The organism is Phenylobacterium sp., assembly GCF_024508875.1.
Lineage (GTDB): Bacteria > Pseudomonadota > Alphaproteobacteria > Caulobacterales > Caulobacteraceae > Phenylobacterium.
Genome location: NZ_JANINU010000322.1, coordinates 1 through 13,005, shown reverse-complemented (window position 1 = coordinate 13,005; position 13,005 = coordinate 1). Strand labels below are relative to the sequence as shown.

At 70.5% G+C, this 13,005-nt stretch carries 15 protein-coding genes; 10 read left to right on the top strand and 5 right to left on the bottom strand.

All coding sequences use genetic code 11. From position 1 onward, the window contains the following. A partial coding sequence (locus Q0L11_RS21035) for a Na+/H+ antiporter NhaA (protein ID WP_296599866.1) occupies positions 1 to 216 on the top strand: 216 nt, incomplete at its 5' end. Between the two features lie 41 nt (positions 217 to 257). Here the strand turns inward: Q0L11_RS21035 and Q0L11_RS21030 are convergent. Both Q0L11_RS21030 and Q0L11_RS21025 read right to left on the bottom strand, forming a co-directional pair. Then, positions 258 to 1,187, bottom strand: a complete 930-nt coding sequence (locus Q0L11_RS21030) for a M14 family metallocarboxypeptidase (protein ID WP_296599864.1) — start codon at positions 1,185 to 1,187, stop codon at positions 258 to 260. A gap of 121 nt (positions 1,188 to 1,308) precedes the next feature. After that, on the bottom strand, positions 1,309 to 2,751 hold the full coding sequence (locus Q0L11_RS21025) for an aldehyde dehydrogenase family protein (protein WP_296599863.1): 1,443 nt from the start codon (positions 2,749 to 2,751) through the stop codon (positions 1,309 to 1,311). Positions 2,752 to 2,989: 238 nt separating this feature from the next. On the opposite strand from Q0L11_RS21025, the gene Q0L11_RS21020 reads away from it, so the two are divergent. From Q0L11_RS21020 to Q0L11_RS21005, 4 genes are all read left to right on the top strand, one after another. Next, positions 2,990 to 3,130 (top strand): hypothetical protein, encoded by a 141-nt coding sequence (locus tag Q0L11_RS21020; protein ID WP_296599861.1) that lies wholly within the window; start codon positions 2,990 to 2,992, stop codon positions 3,128 to 3,130. A 13-nt stretch (positions 3,131 to 3,143) separates the two neighbouring features. Then, on the top strand, positions 3,144 to 3,872 hold the full coding sequence (locus tag Q0L11_RS21015; protein ID WP_296599858.1) for an SDR family oxidoreductase: 729 nt from the start codon (positions 3,144 to 3,146) through the stop codon (positions 3,870 to 3,872). Further along, the gene (gene folB, locus Q0L11_RS21010; protein ID WP_296599856.1) at positions 3,869 to 4,237 is read left to right on the top strand and encodes a dihydroneopterin aldolase; all 369 of its coding nucleotides are present in this window, start codon (positions 3,869 to 3,871) and stop codon (positions 4,235 to 4,237) included. Before Q0L11_RS21015 ends, folB begins: the two co-directional genes overlap by 4 nt. A 92-nt stretch (positions 4,238 to 4,329) precedes the next feature. Further along, the gene (locus Q0L11_RS21005) at positions 4,330 to 4,725 is read left to right on the top strand and encodes a hypothetical protein (RefSeq protein WP_296599855.1); all 396 of its coding nucleotides are present in this window, start codon (positions 4,330 to 4,332) and stop codon (positions 4,723 to 4,725) included. 155 nt (positions 4,726 to 4,880) lie between these two features. Here the strand turns inward: Q0L11_RS21005 and Q0L11_RS21000 are convergent, their stop codons facing one another. Then, positions 4,881 to 5,768, bottom strand: a complete 888-nt coding sequence (locus tag Q0L11_RS21000) for a branched-chain amino acid aminotransferase (RefSeq protein ID WP_296599853.1) — start codon at positions 5,766 to 5,768, stop codon at positions 4,881 to 4,883. Between the two features lie 92 nt (positions 5,769 to 5,860). Here Q0L11_RS21000 and Q0L11_RS20995 point away from each other — a divergent pair, with 92 nt between their 5' ends. From Q0L11_RS20995 to Q0L11_RS20980, 4 genes are all read left to right on the top strand, one after another. Further along, positions 5,861 to 6,358, top strand: a complete 498-nt coding sequence (locus tag Q0L11_RS20995; protein ID WP_296599852.1) for a MarR family transcriptional regulator — start codon at positions 5,861 to 5,863, stop codon at positions 6,356 to 6,358. Further along, complete coding sequence (locus Q0L11_RS20990; RefSeq protein WP_296599850.1) at positions 6,355 to 7,062, top strand: response regulator transcription factor; 708 nt, start codon at positions 6,355 to 6,357, stop codon at positions 7,060 to 7,062. The genes Q0L11_RS20995 and Q0L11_RS20990 overlap by 4 nt, the downstream gene beginning before the upstream one ends. A gap of 181 nt (positions 7,063 to 7,243) precedes the next feature. Next, entirely contained in the window at positions 7,244 to 8,608 is a 1,365-nt protein-coding gene (locus Q0L11_RS20985) for an ATP-binding protein (RefSeq protein WP_296599849.1), read from the top strand. A gap of 68 nt (positions 8,609 to 8,676) precedes the next feature. Further along, positions 8,677 to 9,090, top strand: a complete 414-nt coding sequence (locus Q0L11_RS20980; RefSeq protein ID WP_296599848.1) for a DUF2147 domain-containing protein — start codon at positions 8,677 to 8,679, stop codon at positions 9,088 to 9,090. A gap of 590 nt (positions 9,091 to 9,680) precedes the next feature. Here the strand turns inward: Q0L11_RS20980 and proC are convergent. Next, positions 9,681 to 10,475, bottom strand: coding sequence for a pyrroline-5-carboxylate reductase (gene proC / locus Q0L11_RS20975; RefSeq protein ID WP_296599883.1), 795 nt, complete (start codon positions 10,473 to 10,475; stop codon positions 9,681 to 9,683). 126 nt (positions 10,476 to 10,601) lie between these two features. Between proC and Q0L11_RS20970 the strand changes: the two genes are divergently transcribed. Then, entirely contained in the window at positions 10,602 to 12,545 is a 1,944-nt protein-coding gene (locus Q0L11_RS20970) for a S9 family peptidase (RefSeq protein WP_296599881.1), read from the top strand. Positions 12,546 to 12,556: 11 nt separating this feature from the next. Here Q0L11_RS20970 and Q0L11_RS20965 read toward each other — a convergent pair. After that, a partial coding sequence (locus tag Q0L11_RS20965) for a methyl-accepting chemotaxis protein (protein ID WP_296599846.1) occupies positions 12,557 to 13,005 on the bottom strand: 449 nt, incomplete at its 5' end.

Genomic DNA, 13,005 nt, shown 5'->3' with positions numbered 1-13,005 from the left:
AACCTGCCGGTCGCCGCTTCGTGGCCGCAGCTCTACGGCGTCGCCTTGCTATGCGGCATAGGCTTCACCATGAGCCTGTTCATCGGGCTCCTCGCCTTCCCGAATCCGGCCATGCAGGACGAGGTGAAGGTGGGCGTGCTCATCGGGTCCTTCATGTCAGCCCTTTCCGGCGCCGCACTGCTCAGCGTCGCCAAGCGGGAGCCGCCCAAGAGGTAGAGCGCAGGCGCCTACCCGTCGCCGACGTTCATCCCCGCCCTTCAGGCGCCGGCCGCCTCCGCCAGGACGAAGTCCAGCGCGGCGCAGACGGCGGCGACCTGGGCGTCGGCGCATTGCTGGGGCGTGGCGCGCGGGCTGTCCGGGTAGACCTCGGTCGTGGTCGTGAAGGGCGCACCGGTGATGGAGGGGCACATCCCGTAGTCGCGCTGCGGGTAGGTGATGATCCCGTGGGCGAGGACAGGGCATCCGATGATCTGGCCGGCGCCGTCCGGCGGCGCGATGTGGGTGACGGCCTCCACCGCCGCGATGATCGCCTGCTGGAATTCGAGCCGAGGGTCTTCGGCGTCGGCGACCAGATAGAACCCGTCGGGCACGACGCCGGGCTCGAACGGCTTGCCGTCGCGCGCCGCCAGGGCGGGCCGGAATTCGTCCTCGTCGCTATCGGTGGTCTCGTGCAGATCGATGTGCAGCAGGAACTGCCCGGCGCGCGGCTGCACCAGCCGCATCAGGCTGGCCGCCTCGCCCGACGGGCTGTCCGTGCGGAAGCTGCGGTTCGGGTCGACGGCGTCGTAGTTCCATCGATTGATCCGCTCGTAGCCCCAGGGGCTGACGCAGGGCGCCACCAGCAGATTGACCCGCCCGGCGTAGGCGGCCGCCCGCGTCTCCAGGAACGCCAGCGCGCCGGTCACGCCGCTGGTCTCGTATCCGTGGACCCCGCCCGTGACGAGGGCCGCGGGCAGCGAGGGATCCCATGGGCGGCTGCTCAGGGCGTACTGGTCGTAGGCCTCTCCGGCGTACTCGAGCCGGCCATAGGGGAGCCGCTCGAAGCGGTCGGCGAGCCGCTCGATGCGGGGCAGCACGTCGCGGTCATAGCGGCGGTGGCGGGACTGGCGCGCACGCCATTGGTCGCGTTCGGCGTGGCCCCAGGCGCGGCCGGGCGTTCCTACGGGATAGGCAACTGCATCCGTCATGGCGTCTCATAGGCCATAAGGCCGCCGGCGTCAGGGGCCGCCTTCGCTCCCCTTGAAGGGGCGGGAAACGCAAAAGGGCCGCCCTGGCGGGCGGCCCTTCGCATTCGCTCTGAGCGGAGCGTTACTCCGCCGCCTGCTTCGGCGCGTAGCCCAGCATGGCCTTGGTCTCCAGGAACTCGTGGAAGGCGTAGTCGCCCCACTCGCGCCCGTTGCCGCTCATCTTGTAGCCGCCGAAGGGGGCCATCATGTCGCCGCCGCCGCCGTTGATCGACACCTGGCCGGCGCGCAGCTTGGACGCGACTTGGCGGGCCTTCTCGAGGTCGCCCGCCTGGACGTAGGCGGCCAGGCCGTACTCGGTGTCGTTGCCGATGGCGACCGCCTGGTCGACCGACTCGTAGCCGAGGATCGACAGCACGGGGCCGAAGATCTCTTCCTTGGCGATGGTCATGTCGTTGGTGACGTTCGCGAAGACGGTGGGCTTCACGTAGTAGCCCTTGTCGAGGCCTTCCGGACGACCCACGCCGCCGATGACCAGGGTGGCGCCCTCGTCGATGCCGGCCTGGATCAGCTTCTGGATCTTGTCGAACTGGGTCTTGTTGACCACCGGGCCGAGCTGGCTGTTGCCGTTCGGGTCGCCGACGGTGACGCCGGCCGCCGTCTCGCGGGCCACGGCGATCGCCTCGTCCATGCGCTTGGTGGGGACCAGCATGCGGGTCGGGGCGTTACAGGACTGGCCCGAGTTGGTCATCATGGTGGCCACGCCGCGGGCGACGCCCTTGGCGAAGGCGTCGTCGTCCAGGACGATGTTCGGGCTCTTACCGCCCAGCTCCTGGGCTACGCGCTTGACGGTCGGGGCGGCCGCCTTGGCCACCTCGATGCCGGCGCGGGTCGAGCCGGTGAACGAGACCATGTCGATCTCGGGATGGCTGGAGATGGCCGCGCCCACGCCGGGGCCGTCGCCCTGGATCATGTTGAACACGCCCGCCGGCACGCCGGCCGCATGCATGATCTCGGCGAAGATCTGGCCCGAGAACGGCGCCACTTCCGACGGCTTCAGCACCATGGTGCAGCCCGTCGCGATGGCCGGCGCCACCTTGCAGACGATCTGGTTCAGCGGCCAGTTCCAGGGGGTGATGAACCCGCAGACGCCGATCGGCTCCTTGACGATCATCGTCGGGCCGCGGTCTTCCTCGAACTTAAAGGTCTTCAGGACCTCGGCGGCGGTGGCGAGGTGGGCCATGCCGATCGGAACCTGGGCGCGCTGGGCCAGCGAGGCCGGGGCGCCCATTTCCTCGGTGACCGCGGTGGCCAGGTCGCCGAAGCGCTTCTGGTACTCGGCCAGGATGCGGCCCAGGACCTCCAGGCGCTCCTCGCGGCTGGTCTGGCTCCAGGTGGCGAACGCCTTGCGCGCCGCCTTGGCCGCCTTGTCGACATCGGCGGCCGTGCCGATGGCGATCTTGCCGACGGTCTCTTCCGTGGCCGGGTTCTCGACGTCCAGCGTCTTGAGACCCTCGGCGGGATCGACCCACGCTCCGTCGATGTAGAACTTGAGGTACTCGCGCATAGACGTCCTCCTGGCGACCTTTGTCGTTGCGGGCTTAAGGCGAGAGGCCGTCACCCTTCAAACAATCATTTTAGTGATCGGCGTTCAGGTGGGAAGCCCTGACGCTGCGAAAGAGCTGGGAAGCGTAGGCGGAAAGCGCAACGGGCTCGTGGCGGACCGCCGAGCCAGCCGCTTTGCGCCCCCTCCGTCTCGCCGCTGCGCGCCGATCCACCTCCCCTGTCTTACGGGGGAGGAGTGGTTGCACTTGCTCGGGGAGCGGCGCGTCGCTAAACGCGGGCCACAGCGTTTCGGAGGCCCCATGAGCGGCATCTACATGATCCTCGTCTTCCTCGCGGTGATGGCCGCGCTGAATAAGTTCGAGTTCGGCCGCTTCGACTGACGGGACACGCCGGATGACCGCCCGCGGCGCAGCACTGGTGACGGGCGGCGCACGGCGGATCGGCCGGGTGCTGGCCGCCACGGCCGCCGAGGCCGGCTATGACGTGGCGATCCACGTCCGCGGGATCGACGACGGCGCCGAGGCGGCCGCGGGCGAGGTCCGCAGCCACGGGCGCAAGGCCGTCATCGTCGCCTGCGACCTGCGCAAGGAAAGCGAGACCGTCGCCCTGGTCGGCCAGGTGGAAGCCGAGCTCGGGCCGGTGACCCTGCTGGTCAACTGCGCGTCCGTTTTCGAGCAGGACGCCTTCTCCGACATGAACCGCGCCTCGTGGGACCTCCACATGGAGACCAACCTGCGCGCGCCGCTGGTGCTGGCCCAGGCGTTCGCGCGGCGGCTGCCCGCCGACCGCGAGGGCCTGATCGTCAACCTGCTGGACCAGCGGGTGTGGCGGCCGGGGCCCGACTTCTTCTCCTACACCCTGTCGAAGGCGGCGCTCTGGGACGCGACGCGGATGCTGGCCCAGGACCTGGCGCCGCGGATCCGGGTGAACGGCATCGGGCCGGGCCCCACGCTCCAATCGATCCACCAGGACGCGGCGGCGTTCCGCGCCGAGGCCGAGGGCACGCTGCTGGGGCGGCCGGTGGATCCCGCCGAGATCGGGGCGGCGCTGCGCTACCTGATCGACGCGCGCTCGGTCACGGGCCAGATGATCGCCGCGGATTCGGGGCAGCACCTGTCATGAGCGAAACCGTGGTGATCGCCTCGAAGGTCTTCGTCACCGGCGTGCAGGTGCAGGCGCAGATCGGCGTCTACCGCCACGAGATCGGCCGCGTGCAGCCGCTGGTGGTCGACGTGGAGCTGGACGTGCCGACCGACGCCTCGGACCGGCTGACCGACACGGTGAACTACGAGACCATCCTGCAGGCGGCGCAGGAGCTGGCCGCCCAGGGGCACGTGGACCTGGTGGAGACCTTCGCCCACCGCCTCGCCAAGCGGTGCCTGGCCGACCCGCGGGTGAGCCGGGCCCGCGTGCGCATCGAGAAGCCGCTGGCCCTGGCGCCGCATGCGGTGGGCGCGGGCGTGGAAGTCGTGCTCGGCCGCAGGTGAGCAATTTGTAACAACGCTACGTCTTTTCGTGACGTCGTTCCGGGTCCATTTCTTGGTCAGCCCAAGATGGGCCTGGAGGACCAAGAGAGACGATGACCGACCACGTGAGCTACGCCGGCAACGAAGACAAGACGATGCCCGCGGTCTGCTACGCGCTCTACCTGCTGGCGTTCGCCACCGGGATCACGGCCATCATCGGCCTCATCATCGCCTACACCCAGCGCGAGACCGCGGGCCCGTCGATGCAGAGCCACTACACCTTCCTGATCCGCACCTTCTGGATCGGCCTGCTGCTGATGGTCGCCGGCGGCGTCCTGTTCGGCGTGGGCGCCCTGCTCTCGGTGATCCTGATCGGCTTCCCGATCATGGGCGTGGCCTGGCTCATCATGGGCGGCGCCGGCATCTGGTACGGCGTGCGCTGCATCGTCGGCCTGGTCTTCCTGAGCCGCGGCGAGGCCTACCCCCGCCCGTACGCGGTGATCGCTTAGAGGCTCAGCTCCTCCCCCGCTTGCGGGGGAGGTGGATCGGCGCGAAGCGGCGAGACGGAGGGGGCGCAAGGCGGCGCGCCGCCCAGCTTCCAGCCTCGCGCCCCCTCCGTCGGCTTCGCTGACACCTCCCCCGCTTGAGGGGGAGGAGCATTCGGTTAGGCCGCCACCAATTCCCGCCGGACCAGCTTGGCGTAATCGTCCATCAGGCTGAGGGAGATGTTGCCGGGGGTGAAGCTGTACTCGCCGATCTGCGAGACCGGCGTCACCTCGGCGGCGGTGCCGACCACGAAGCACTCGGTGAAGCCCGCGAGCTCCTCCGGCTTGATGTGGCGCTCGATGACCTCGAAGCCCTTCTCGCGCGCCAGCTTGACCACCGTCTGGCGGGTGATGCCGTTCAGGAAGCAGTCCGGGGTCGGCGTGTGGATCGCGCCGTCCTTGATGAAGAAGACGTTCGAGCCGGTGCTCTCGGCCACGTAGCCGCGGTAGTCGAGCATCATGGCGTCGGTGAACCCATCCTTCTCCGCGGCGTGCTTGGAGATGGTGCAGATCATGTAGAGGCCGGTGGCCTTGGCGTGGACCGGCTCGGTCTCGGGGCTGGGGCGCTTGTACTTGGCCCAGCACATGCGGATGCCCTTGGCCTTCTCTTCCGGCGAGAAGTAGCTGGGCCAGTCCCAGACCGCGATGGCCACGTGGATCTTGGTGTTCTGGGCCGACACGCCGATCATCTCGGAGCCGCGCCAGGCGATGGGGCGGACGTAGGCGTCGGTCAGGCCATTCTTGGCGCAGGTGTCCTTGCAGGCCTGGTCGATCTGAGCCACCGTGAACGGGATTTCGAAGTCCAGAATCCTCGCGGACTCGAACAGCCGCTCCGTATGCGCCGTCAGCTCGAAGATCTCGCCCCCATACATGCGCTCGCCCTCGAACACCGCCGACGCGTAGTGCAGGCCGTGGGTGAGGACATGGACCTTGGCTTCGCGCCACGGCACGAATTCGCCGTCGAGCCAGATCCAGCCGTCGCGATCATCGAAGGGAACAAGCGCCATGGGGAGATATCGTCCTTTCCAGTGCGCCCCTTGAAACGCCCCGGCCGCGCCGCGTCAAACGAATTGGAACCCGGAACCGTGAGCCACGCGCCGTGAACGCCCCCGCCGATCCCCGGCTTATCCTGCGCGAGGACGAACTGGACGCCGGCCTGGAGCTGCTGCTGCTGGCCGAAGCGTCGCTCTGGGCCGCAGTGGACCAGGGGCTGGAGGCCGAGGGGCTGGGCCTGGGCCGCTCGCACTGGCGGGCCGCCTTCCTGCTGCGCCGCCGGCCAGGGGTGGGGGTGCAGGAACTGGCGCACCTGACCAGCCTGTCGAAACAGGCGGCCAGCCGCATCCTGGTGGACCTGGCCGGCAAGGGCTTGGTGGAGAAGCAGGCGGGCGACGTGGACGGACGCCGCCGCTCGGCCGCGCTCACCGCGCGCGGCGAAGCGTTCGAGGCGGCGATCAGCGAACGCCTGCGCAGCCAGCTCACGCGGGCCTATCGCACCGGCGGGCTGGACGGGGTGGCCGGGGCGCGCGCCATATTGACGGCCATGGCCGGCGGGAGGATGCGAACCTCCAGCGCAGGCGCCAGCGGAGGACGCCCATGAGCTTCTCGGACGCCCCGGCGCGGGCGCGCCACCTGCTGGTGGTGGACGACGACGACCGGATCCGCGACCTGCTCAAGGAATACCTGACCCGGGCCGGCTTCCGCGTGACGGCGGCGGCGGGCGGGGCGCCGGCGCGGCGGCTGCTGGCGACGCTGGATTTCGACCTGGCGGTGTTCGACGTGATGATGCCGGGCGAGGACGGCTTTTCGCTGACCAAGTGGCTGCGCGAGCAGCGCGGCACGCCGGGCCGCACGCCGGTGCTGATGCTGACCGCCAAGACCGAGGCCGGCGATCGGATCGAGGGGCTAAAGACCGGCGCCGACGACTATCTCGGCAAGCCGTTCGAGCCCGAGGAGCTGCTGCTGCGCATCGAGGCGATCCTGCGCCGCGCCACCGACCGGCCGCAGGCGGGCGGCGCGATGTCTCTGGGCCGGTGCCAGTTCGACGCCGACCGCGGCGAGCTGACCTGCTCGGGCGAGGCCGTGCGCCTGACCGAGGCCGAGGTGGCCCTGCTGCGGCAACTGGCCCGCACCCCGCACGAGGCGGTGGACCGGCTGGAGCTGGCCCGGGGCTCGGTGGACCCCTCCGGCCGCGCTGTCGACGTGCAGGTCACGCGCCTGCGCCGCAAGATCGAGGACGACCCCAAGTCGCCGCGCTACCTGCAGACCGTGCGGGGCGTGGGCTATCGCCTGGCGCCGGATTGATGGGAGGTGTGCTTTCGCCTCTTCCAGCTCCTCCCCTGTCCCGGAGAGGACGGGGGAGGTGGCTCGTCGCGCCGCGGCGAGACGGAGGGGGCGTAAAGCCACCAGCGCCGAGCTTCCGGCCTCGCGCCCCCTCCGTCAGCTTCGCTGACACCTCCCCCGCTTCGCAGGGGAGGAACGAGCCATGAAACTCCCCTCCTCCACGCGCGTGTTCCTGCGGTGGTTCAAGCGCCGGCTGCCGGGGACGCTGTTCGGCCGCTCGCTGCTGATCATCGTGCTGCCGGTGGCGCTGATGCAGATCGCCGTCACCTACGTGTTCTTCGACGCCCACTGGCAGACGGTGACGGCGCGGCTGTCTGAGGGTCTGGCGGGCGACATCGCCTGGGCGGTGGAGAGCTACAAGGAGGACCCGACGCCGGCCAGCTTCGCCAAGCTGAGCGAGCGGGCGGAGGAGTCGATGGGCCTCTCCATCGCCCTGCAGCCGGGCCGCAAGCTGCCGCTGCGGCGGCGCGATCCGCCCGTGCTGCTGGAGGCCTTCTTCGCGCCGATCGACCGGTCGCTGGACCGGGCGCTGTCCGACCGCCTCGACGCGCCGTTCTGGTTCGACACCACCCGCTACCCGGCCTACGTGGACATTCGCGTCGGGGTGCAGGGCGGGGTGATGCGCGTGCTGGCGCCTCGGGAGCGGGCGTTCGCCACGCAGGGCCACATCTTCGTGCTCTGGATGACCGTCGCCACGGTGCTGCTGACCACGGTCGCCCTCCTCTTCATCCGCAACCAGGTGCGAGCGATCGAGCGGCTGGCCAACGCGGCCGAGGCGTTCGGGCGCGGGACCGACGTACCCGCCTTCAAGCCGCATGGCGCCAAGGAAGTGCGGGCCGCCGCCGCCGCCTTCCTGGCCATGCGCGCGCGCATCCAGCGGCACATCGAACAGCGGACCGCGCTGTTGGCCTCGGTCAGCCACGACCTACGCACGCCGCTCACCCGCCTGAAGCTGAGCCTGGCGCTCGCCGAGCAGACCAAGCGCACCGCCGACATGAAGCGCGACCTGGCCGAGATGGAGCACATGATCGACGAGTACCTGGCCTTCGCGCGCGGCGAGGGGGGCGAGGCGGCCGAGGCGGTGCAGGTGCGGCCGCTGATCGAGGCGGTGAGCGAGGGCGCGCGGCGGCTGGGCGCGCAGGTGACGGTCGCCGCCGACCCCGAGCTGACCGCCACCGCGCGGCCGAACGCGCTGAAGCGGGCGCTGGCGAACCTCGTCATGAACGCCGCCGCGCACGGGGAGCACGTGGAAGTGACGGCGCGGCGGGCGCCCAGCGGGGCGCTGGAGATCGTGGTGGACGACGACGGGCCCGGCATCCCGCCCGAGCAGCACGAAGACGCCTTCAAGGCCTTCGCCCGGCTGGACGAGGCCCGCAACCAGAACACCAAGGGCGTGGGGCTGGGCCTGGCCATCGCGCGGGACGTGGCGCGCGGGCACGGCGGCGATATCGTGCTGGACCGCTCGCCGCTGGGCGGGTTGCGCGCGGTCGTCCGCCTGCCAGGATAACCGCGTTCATGGGCAGTTCAGGCTCGACGGCCAAGCTTGCCGGCGGGACATCGATGGGGAGTTTCAGAATGCGCGCACTGATCCTGGCCGCCGGCCTCAGCCTCGCCGCCACCACCGCCTTCGCCGCCGACCCGGTGGAGGGGGAATGGCTCACCCAGGCGGGCACCGCCAAGGTGAAGATCGCGCCCTGCGGGGGCGGCAAGATCTGCGGCAATGTCTCGTGGCTGAAGAACGCCGCCGACGCCAAGGCCACCGACGCCAACAACCCCGACGCCAAGCTGAAGGCGCGCCCGATCATGGGCCTGCCCATGCTGCAGGGCTTCAAGCCGGCCGGTCCCGGCAAGTGGACGGGCGGGAAGATCTACGACCCCAACAGCGGCAAGACCTACGACAGCAAGCTCACCGTCACCGGCGCCGGGACGCTGAAGGTGGAGGGATGCATCCTGATGGTCTGCCAGGCGCAGACGTGGCGGCGGAGTTAGGGGGGCGGGGGGACCTGCTTTCGACCCGTTGCGGTCGTTTCACCTCCCCCGCGAAGCGGCGGGAGGGGGACCGCTCGCCGAGCCGTAGGCGAAGAGCGAGGGGTGGAGGGGGCGAGCGGCCGGCAGGGTAGATGGATCAGGCAGTCTTGGGCGTCGTGGAGGAGGCTCGCCCCCGCCACCAACCGCTCTTCAGCCGGCTGGCGCCGGCTTCGGCGGTCGGTCCCCCTCCCGCCGTTGCTGCCGCAACGGGGGAGGTGAAGTCCGCCTTCCACCCATCTCAGACCCTGATGGCGTCTGCTGTTGATCCCTCGTCGTCCTCCGCAGAAGAGAGGAAGGCTTCGATCTCATGGCCGGCAGGCAGGCTCGACGCCACGAGATCAAGCTAAGGGCGGTCCGCTGCCAATACCCCGATGCGCCGGATGAATGGCTGTTGGGGAGAGTGGCGGTGAGGCGGCGCCTTTCCCTCCCCCTCCCTCGTCATGGCCGGGCTTGACCCGGCCATCCAGCCGGCGGGTCCGGAGAGGGTGCGACGTCGGCGAGCGCTCTGGAATGGATGGCCGGGTCGAGCCCGGCCATGACGAGCGTTTGGGCTAAGCGCCCAGCTCCTTCGAGCGGCGGACGGCGGCGGCGACGGCTTCGCGCATGAGGTCGGGGAGACCGCCGCCGGCGAGCAGGACGTCCAGGGCCGCCTGGGTCGTGCCGCCGGGCGAGGTGACCTGGCGGCGCAGTTCGGCCGGCTCCTCGCCGCTGCGGGTAAGCAGGGCGGCGGCGCCGGTGAGGGTGGAGCGGGCCAGGCGTTGGGCGTCGGCGGGAGACAGGCCGGCCGCCACGCCGGCGCCCTCCAGCGCCTCGACGAAGGCGTAGAGGTAGGCGGGGGCCGAGCCGGAGACGCCGGTGGCGGCGTGCATCAGGGCCTCGTCCGTCAGGGCCACCACGGCGCCCAGCGGCTCGAACAGCGCATGGGCGCGGGCCAGGGCGTCGGGATCGTCGGCGTAGAGGCTGGCCGTGCCCTGGCCGATGGCGGCGGCGGTGGTGGGCATGACGCGCGCGACGCAGCGGCCGCCGAAGGCCTTGGCGATGTCGCCCGCCTTCACCCCGGCGCAGATGGAGACGATCACGGCGCCGGAGCCCAACCAGGCGGCGGTTTCGGCGGCGGCCTCGCGCCAGACCTGGGGCTTCACGCCCAGCACCACCGTCTTCGCCCGCGCCAGGTCGGAATCGAGCGGGTTGAGGACAGCGCCGGCGTGCTCGGCGGCCAGGGCCGCGGGGCCGGGGTGGGGATCGCGGATCATCAGGTCGCCGGCGGCGAAGGCTCCGGAGGCGAGCCAGCCCTCCACCATCGCCCCGCCCATTCGCCCGGCGCCCAGCATCAGGATCGGCGTAATCATGCCGCGTGCTTAGACCAACGGCGCCACGGGCAAAACCACGAACGCCGATCCGCCGACTTTCGTTGACGCGGGGACGCTGTCGCGCTTGCCTCCCCGCGTCCATTTTCCTGGGGGTTTTCGGTGATGATTTCGCGCGCGCTGCTTCTCGGTACGGCCCTGGCCCTGGCGCTGGGCGGCGGCGCGGTGGCGGAGACCGAAAAGCGCGAGGTCGGGAACATCGTCTACGACGGCGCCCCGCCGACGCCGGCCGCGCTGCAGGCCGCGATCGCCCCCTACTACAACGCCCGAGCGGCCGGGTTCGTGGACTGGCTGCCCGACGGCTCGATGCTGATCACTACCCGCTTCGGCGACACCGCCCAGCTTCACCGCGTGGCGGGCCCCGGCGCTGACCGCTCGCAGCTCACCTTCTTCGGCGAGCCAATCAGCGACGCCCACGTGCGGCCGGGGACCTCGACCTTCCTCTATCCGCGCGACGTGGGCGGGGCGGAATACTACCAGGCCTATCTCCGCGACCTCGCGGGCCACGAGACGCAACTGACCGCGCCGAACACGCGCAACCAGAACTTCGTGTTCTCCAAGGACGGCAAACTGGTGGCCTGGAGCCAGGTGACGCCGGGCGATCCGAACTATGACGTCATGCTGGCCGATCCCTCGAATCCGGCCGGGCGGCGCAAGGTGCTGGAGGGCACGGGCGCCATCGCCGTGCGCGACATCTCGGCCGACGGCCGGACGATCCTGGTGGCGCGCAACAACGCCCAGACCTGGGTCGAGCTGTTCACCCTGGACGTGGCCAGCGGGAAGCTGACGCCGGTGGGGCCGACGGACCGCAAGATCGGCTACGTCGGCGGGGTGTTCGTGGACGGCGGCAAGGGCGTGCTGACGCTGTCCGACGACGGGGTGGAGTTCACCCGGCCGGTGGTGATCGACGTGGCGAGCGGCCGGGTGCGGGACCTGGAGCCCGGCGCCAAGTGGGGCACGGAGGACTTCGACGTCAGCCCCGACGGCAAGACCCTGGCCCAGGTGGTCAACGAGGAGGGCTATTCGCGGATCGTCCTGCGCGACGTGGCGAGCGGCAAGGTGATCGCCACGCCGAAGCCGCCGCTGGGCGTGCTGGGGACGATCAAGTTCTCGCCGGACGGCGGCAAGCTGGGCTTCGGCCTTTCCACCTCGACGAATTCGATGGACGCGTGGAGCTACGAGCTGAAGGGCGGCAAGCTGACCCGCTGGACGCAGAGCGAGCTGGGCGGGCTGGACGCGGCGAAGCTGGTGGAGCCGGCGCTGTTCCGCTACCCGACCTTCGACGGGCGGCAGATCCCGGCGTTCATCTACCGGCCGGGCAAGGACGCCAAGGCCTCGGCCAAGGGCGGCAAGCTGCCGGTGGTGATCCAGATCCACGGCGGGCCGGAAGGCCAGGAACTGCCCGCCTTCAACCCGCGCCGGCAATCGTGGGTGAACGAGATCGGCGCGGCGGTGATCATCCCGAACGTGCGCGGCTCGACCGGCTATGGCCGCACCTACACCGGCCTCGACAACGCCGAGAAGCGCGAGGACTCGGTGAAGGACATCGGGGCGCTGCTGGACTGGGTGGCCAGGCAGCCCGACCTGGACGCCTCCAGAGTGGCCGTCGTGGGCCAGTCGTACGGCGGCTACATGGTGCTGGCGGTAGCCGGCCACTACAACGACCGCATCGCCGGCGCGATCGACCTCTACGGCATCTCGAACTGGATCACCTTCCTGCAGAACACCGAGGGCTATCGCCGCGACCTGCGCCGGGCCGAGTACGGCGACGAGCGCAAGCCGGAGATGCGGGCAGTGTTCGAGAAGATCTCGCCCATCGCCTACAGCGACCGGATGAAGAAGCCGATGATGGTCTTCCAGGGCGCCAACGACCCGCGCGTGCCGCGAACCGAGTCCGAGCAGATGGTGGCCAAGCTCCGGGCCCAGGGCACGGAGGTCTGGTACGTCATGGCCAAGGACGAAGGCCACGGCATCTACAAGAAGGCCAACCAGGAGGCCGTGCGGGCCACCGAGGTGGTCTTCCTGAAAAAGGTGCTGGGCGTCGAGTAGGCCCCGCTCCGTCAGGCGGCCCGGCGCTGCGACGGCGTCGCCGCGGCGTCCTGCAGGTGGAAGTGCGCGACCAGGGCTGCGAGCCGGTCGGTGTCCTGCGACAGCGCCTGGGTGGCGGCGGTGGCCTCCTCGACCATGGCCGCGTTCTGCTGGGTCACGCCGTCCAGGGCGTTGACCGCGGTGTTGACCTCCTGGAGGCTCGTCGCCTGTTCCTCGGCCGACAGGGTGATCTCGGCGATCGCGGCGTTGACGTCGGACACCTCGGCGACGATGCGGTTCAGGGCCTCGCCGGTCAGGCCCACGAGGCGGACGCCGTCGGCGACCTGGTCGGTCGACGTGGAGATCAGGCCCTTGATCTCCTTGGCCGCTTCCGCCGAGCGCTGGGCCAGGGCCCGAACTTCGGAGGCGACGACCGCGAAGCCCTTGCCGGCGTCGCCGGCGCGGGCCGCTTCCACCCCGG

Bases quoted from the DNA above. Each gene is read 5' to 3' on its own strand.
- Q0L11_RS21030 (WP_296599864.1), bottom strand. From the start codon at position 1,187: ATGACGGATGCAGTTGCCTATCCCGTAGGAACGCCCGGCCGCGCCTGG.
- Q0L11_RS21025 (WP_296599863.1), bottom strand. From the start codon at position 2,751: ATGCGCGAGTACCTCAAGTTCTACATCGACGGAGCGTGGGTCGATCCC.
- Q0L11_RS21015 (WP_296599858.1), top strand. From the start codon at position 3,144: ATGACCGCCCGCGGCGCAGCACTGGTGACGGGCGGCGCACGGCGGATC.
- folB (WP_296599856.1), top strand. From the start codon at position 3,869: ATGAGCGAAACCGTGGTGATCGCCTCGAAGGTCTTCGTCACCGGCGTG.
- Q0L11_RS21005 (WP_296599855.1), top strand. From the start codon at position 4,330: ATGACCGACCACGTGAGCTACGCCGGCAACGAAGACAAGACGATGCCC.
- Q0L11_RS21000 (WP_296599853.1), bottom strand. From the start codon at position 5,768: ATGGCGCTTGTTCCCTTCGATGATCGCGACGGCTGGATCTGGCTCGAC.
- Q0L11_RS20990 (WP_296599850.1), top strand. From the start codon at position 6,355: ATGAGCTTCTCGGACGCCCCGGCGCGGGCGCGCCACCTGCTGGTGGTG.
- Q0L11_RS20985 (WP_296599849.1), top strand. From the start codon at position 7,244: ATGAAACTCCCCTCCTCCACGCGCGTGTTCCTGCGGTGGTTCAAGCGC.
- Q0L11_RS20980 (WP_296599848.1), top strand. From the start codon at position 8,677: ATGCGCGCACTGATCCTGGCCGCCGGCCTCAGCCTCGCCGCCACCACC.
- Q0L11_RS20970 (WP_296599881.1), top strand. From the start codon at position 10,602: ATGATTTCGCGCGCGCTGCTTCTCGGTACGGCCCTGGCCCTGGCGCTG.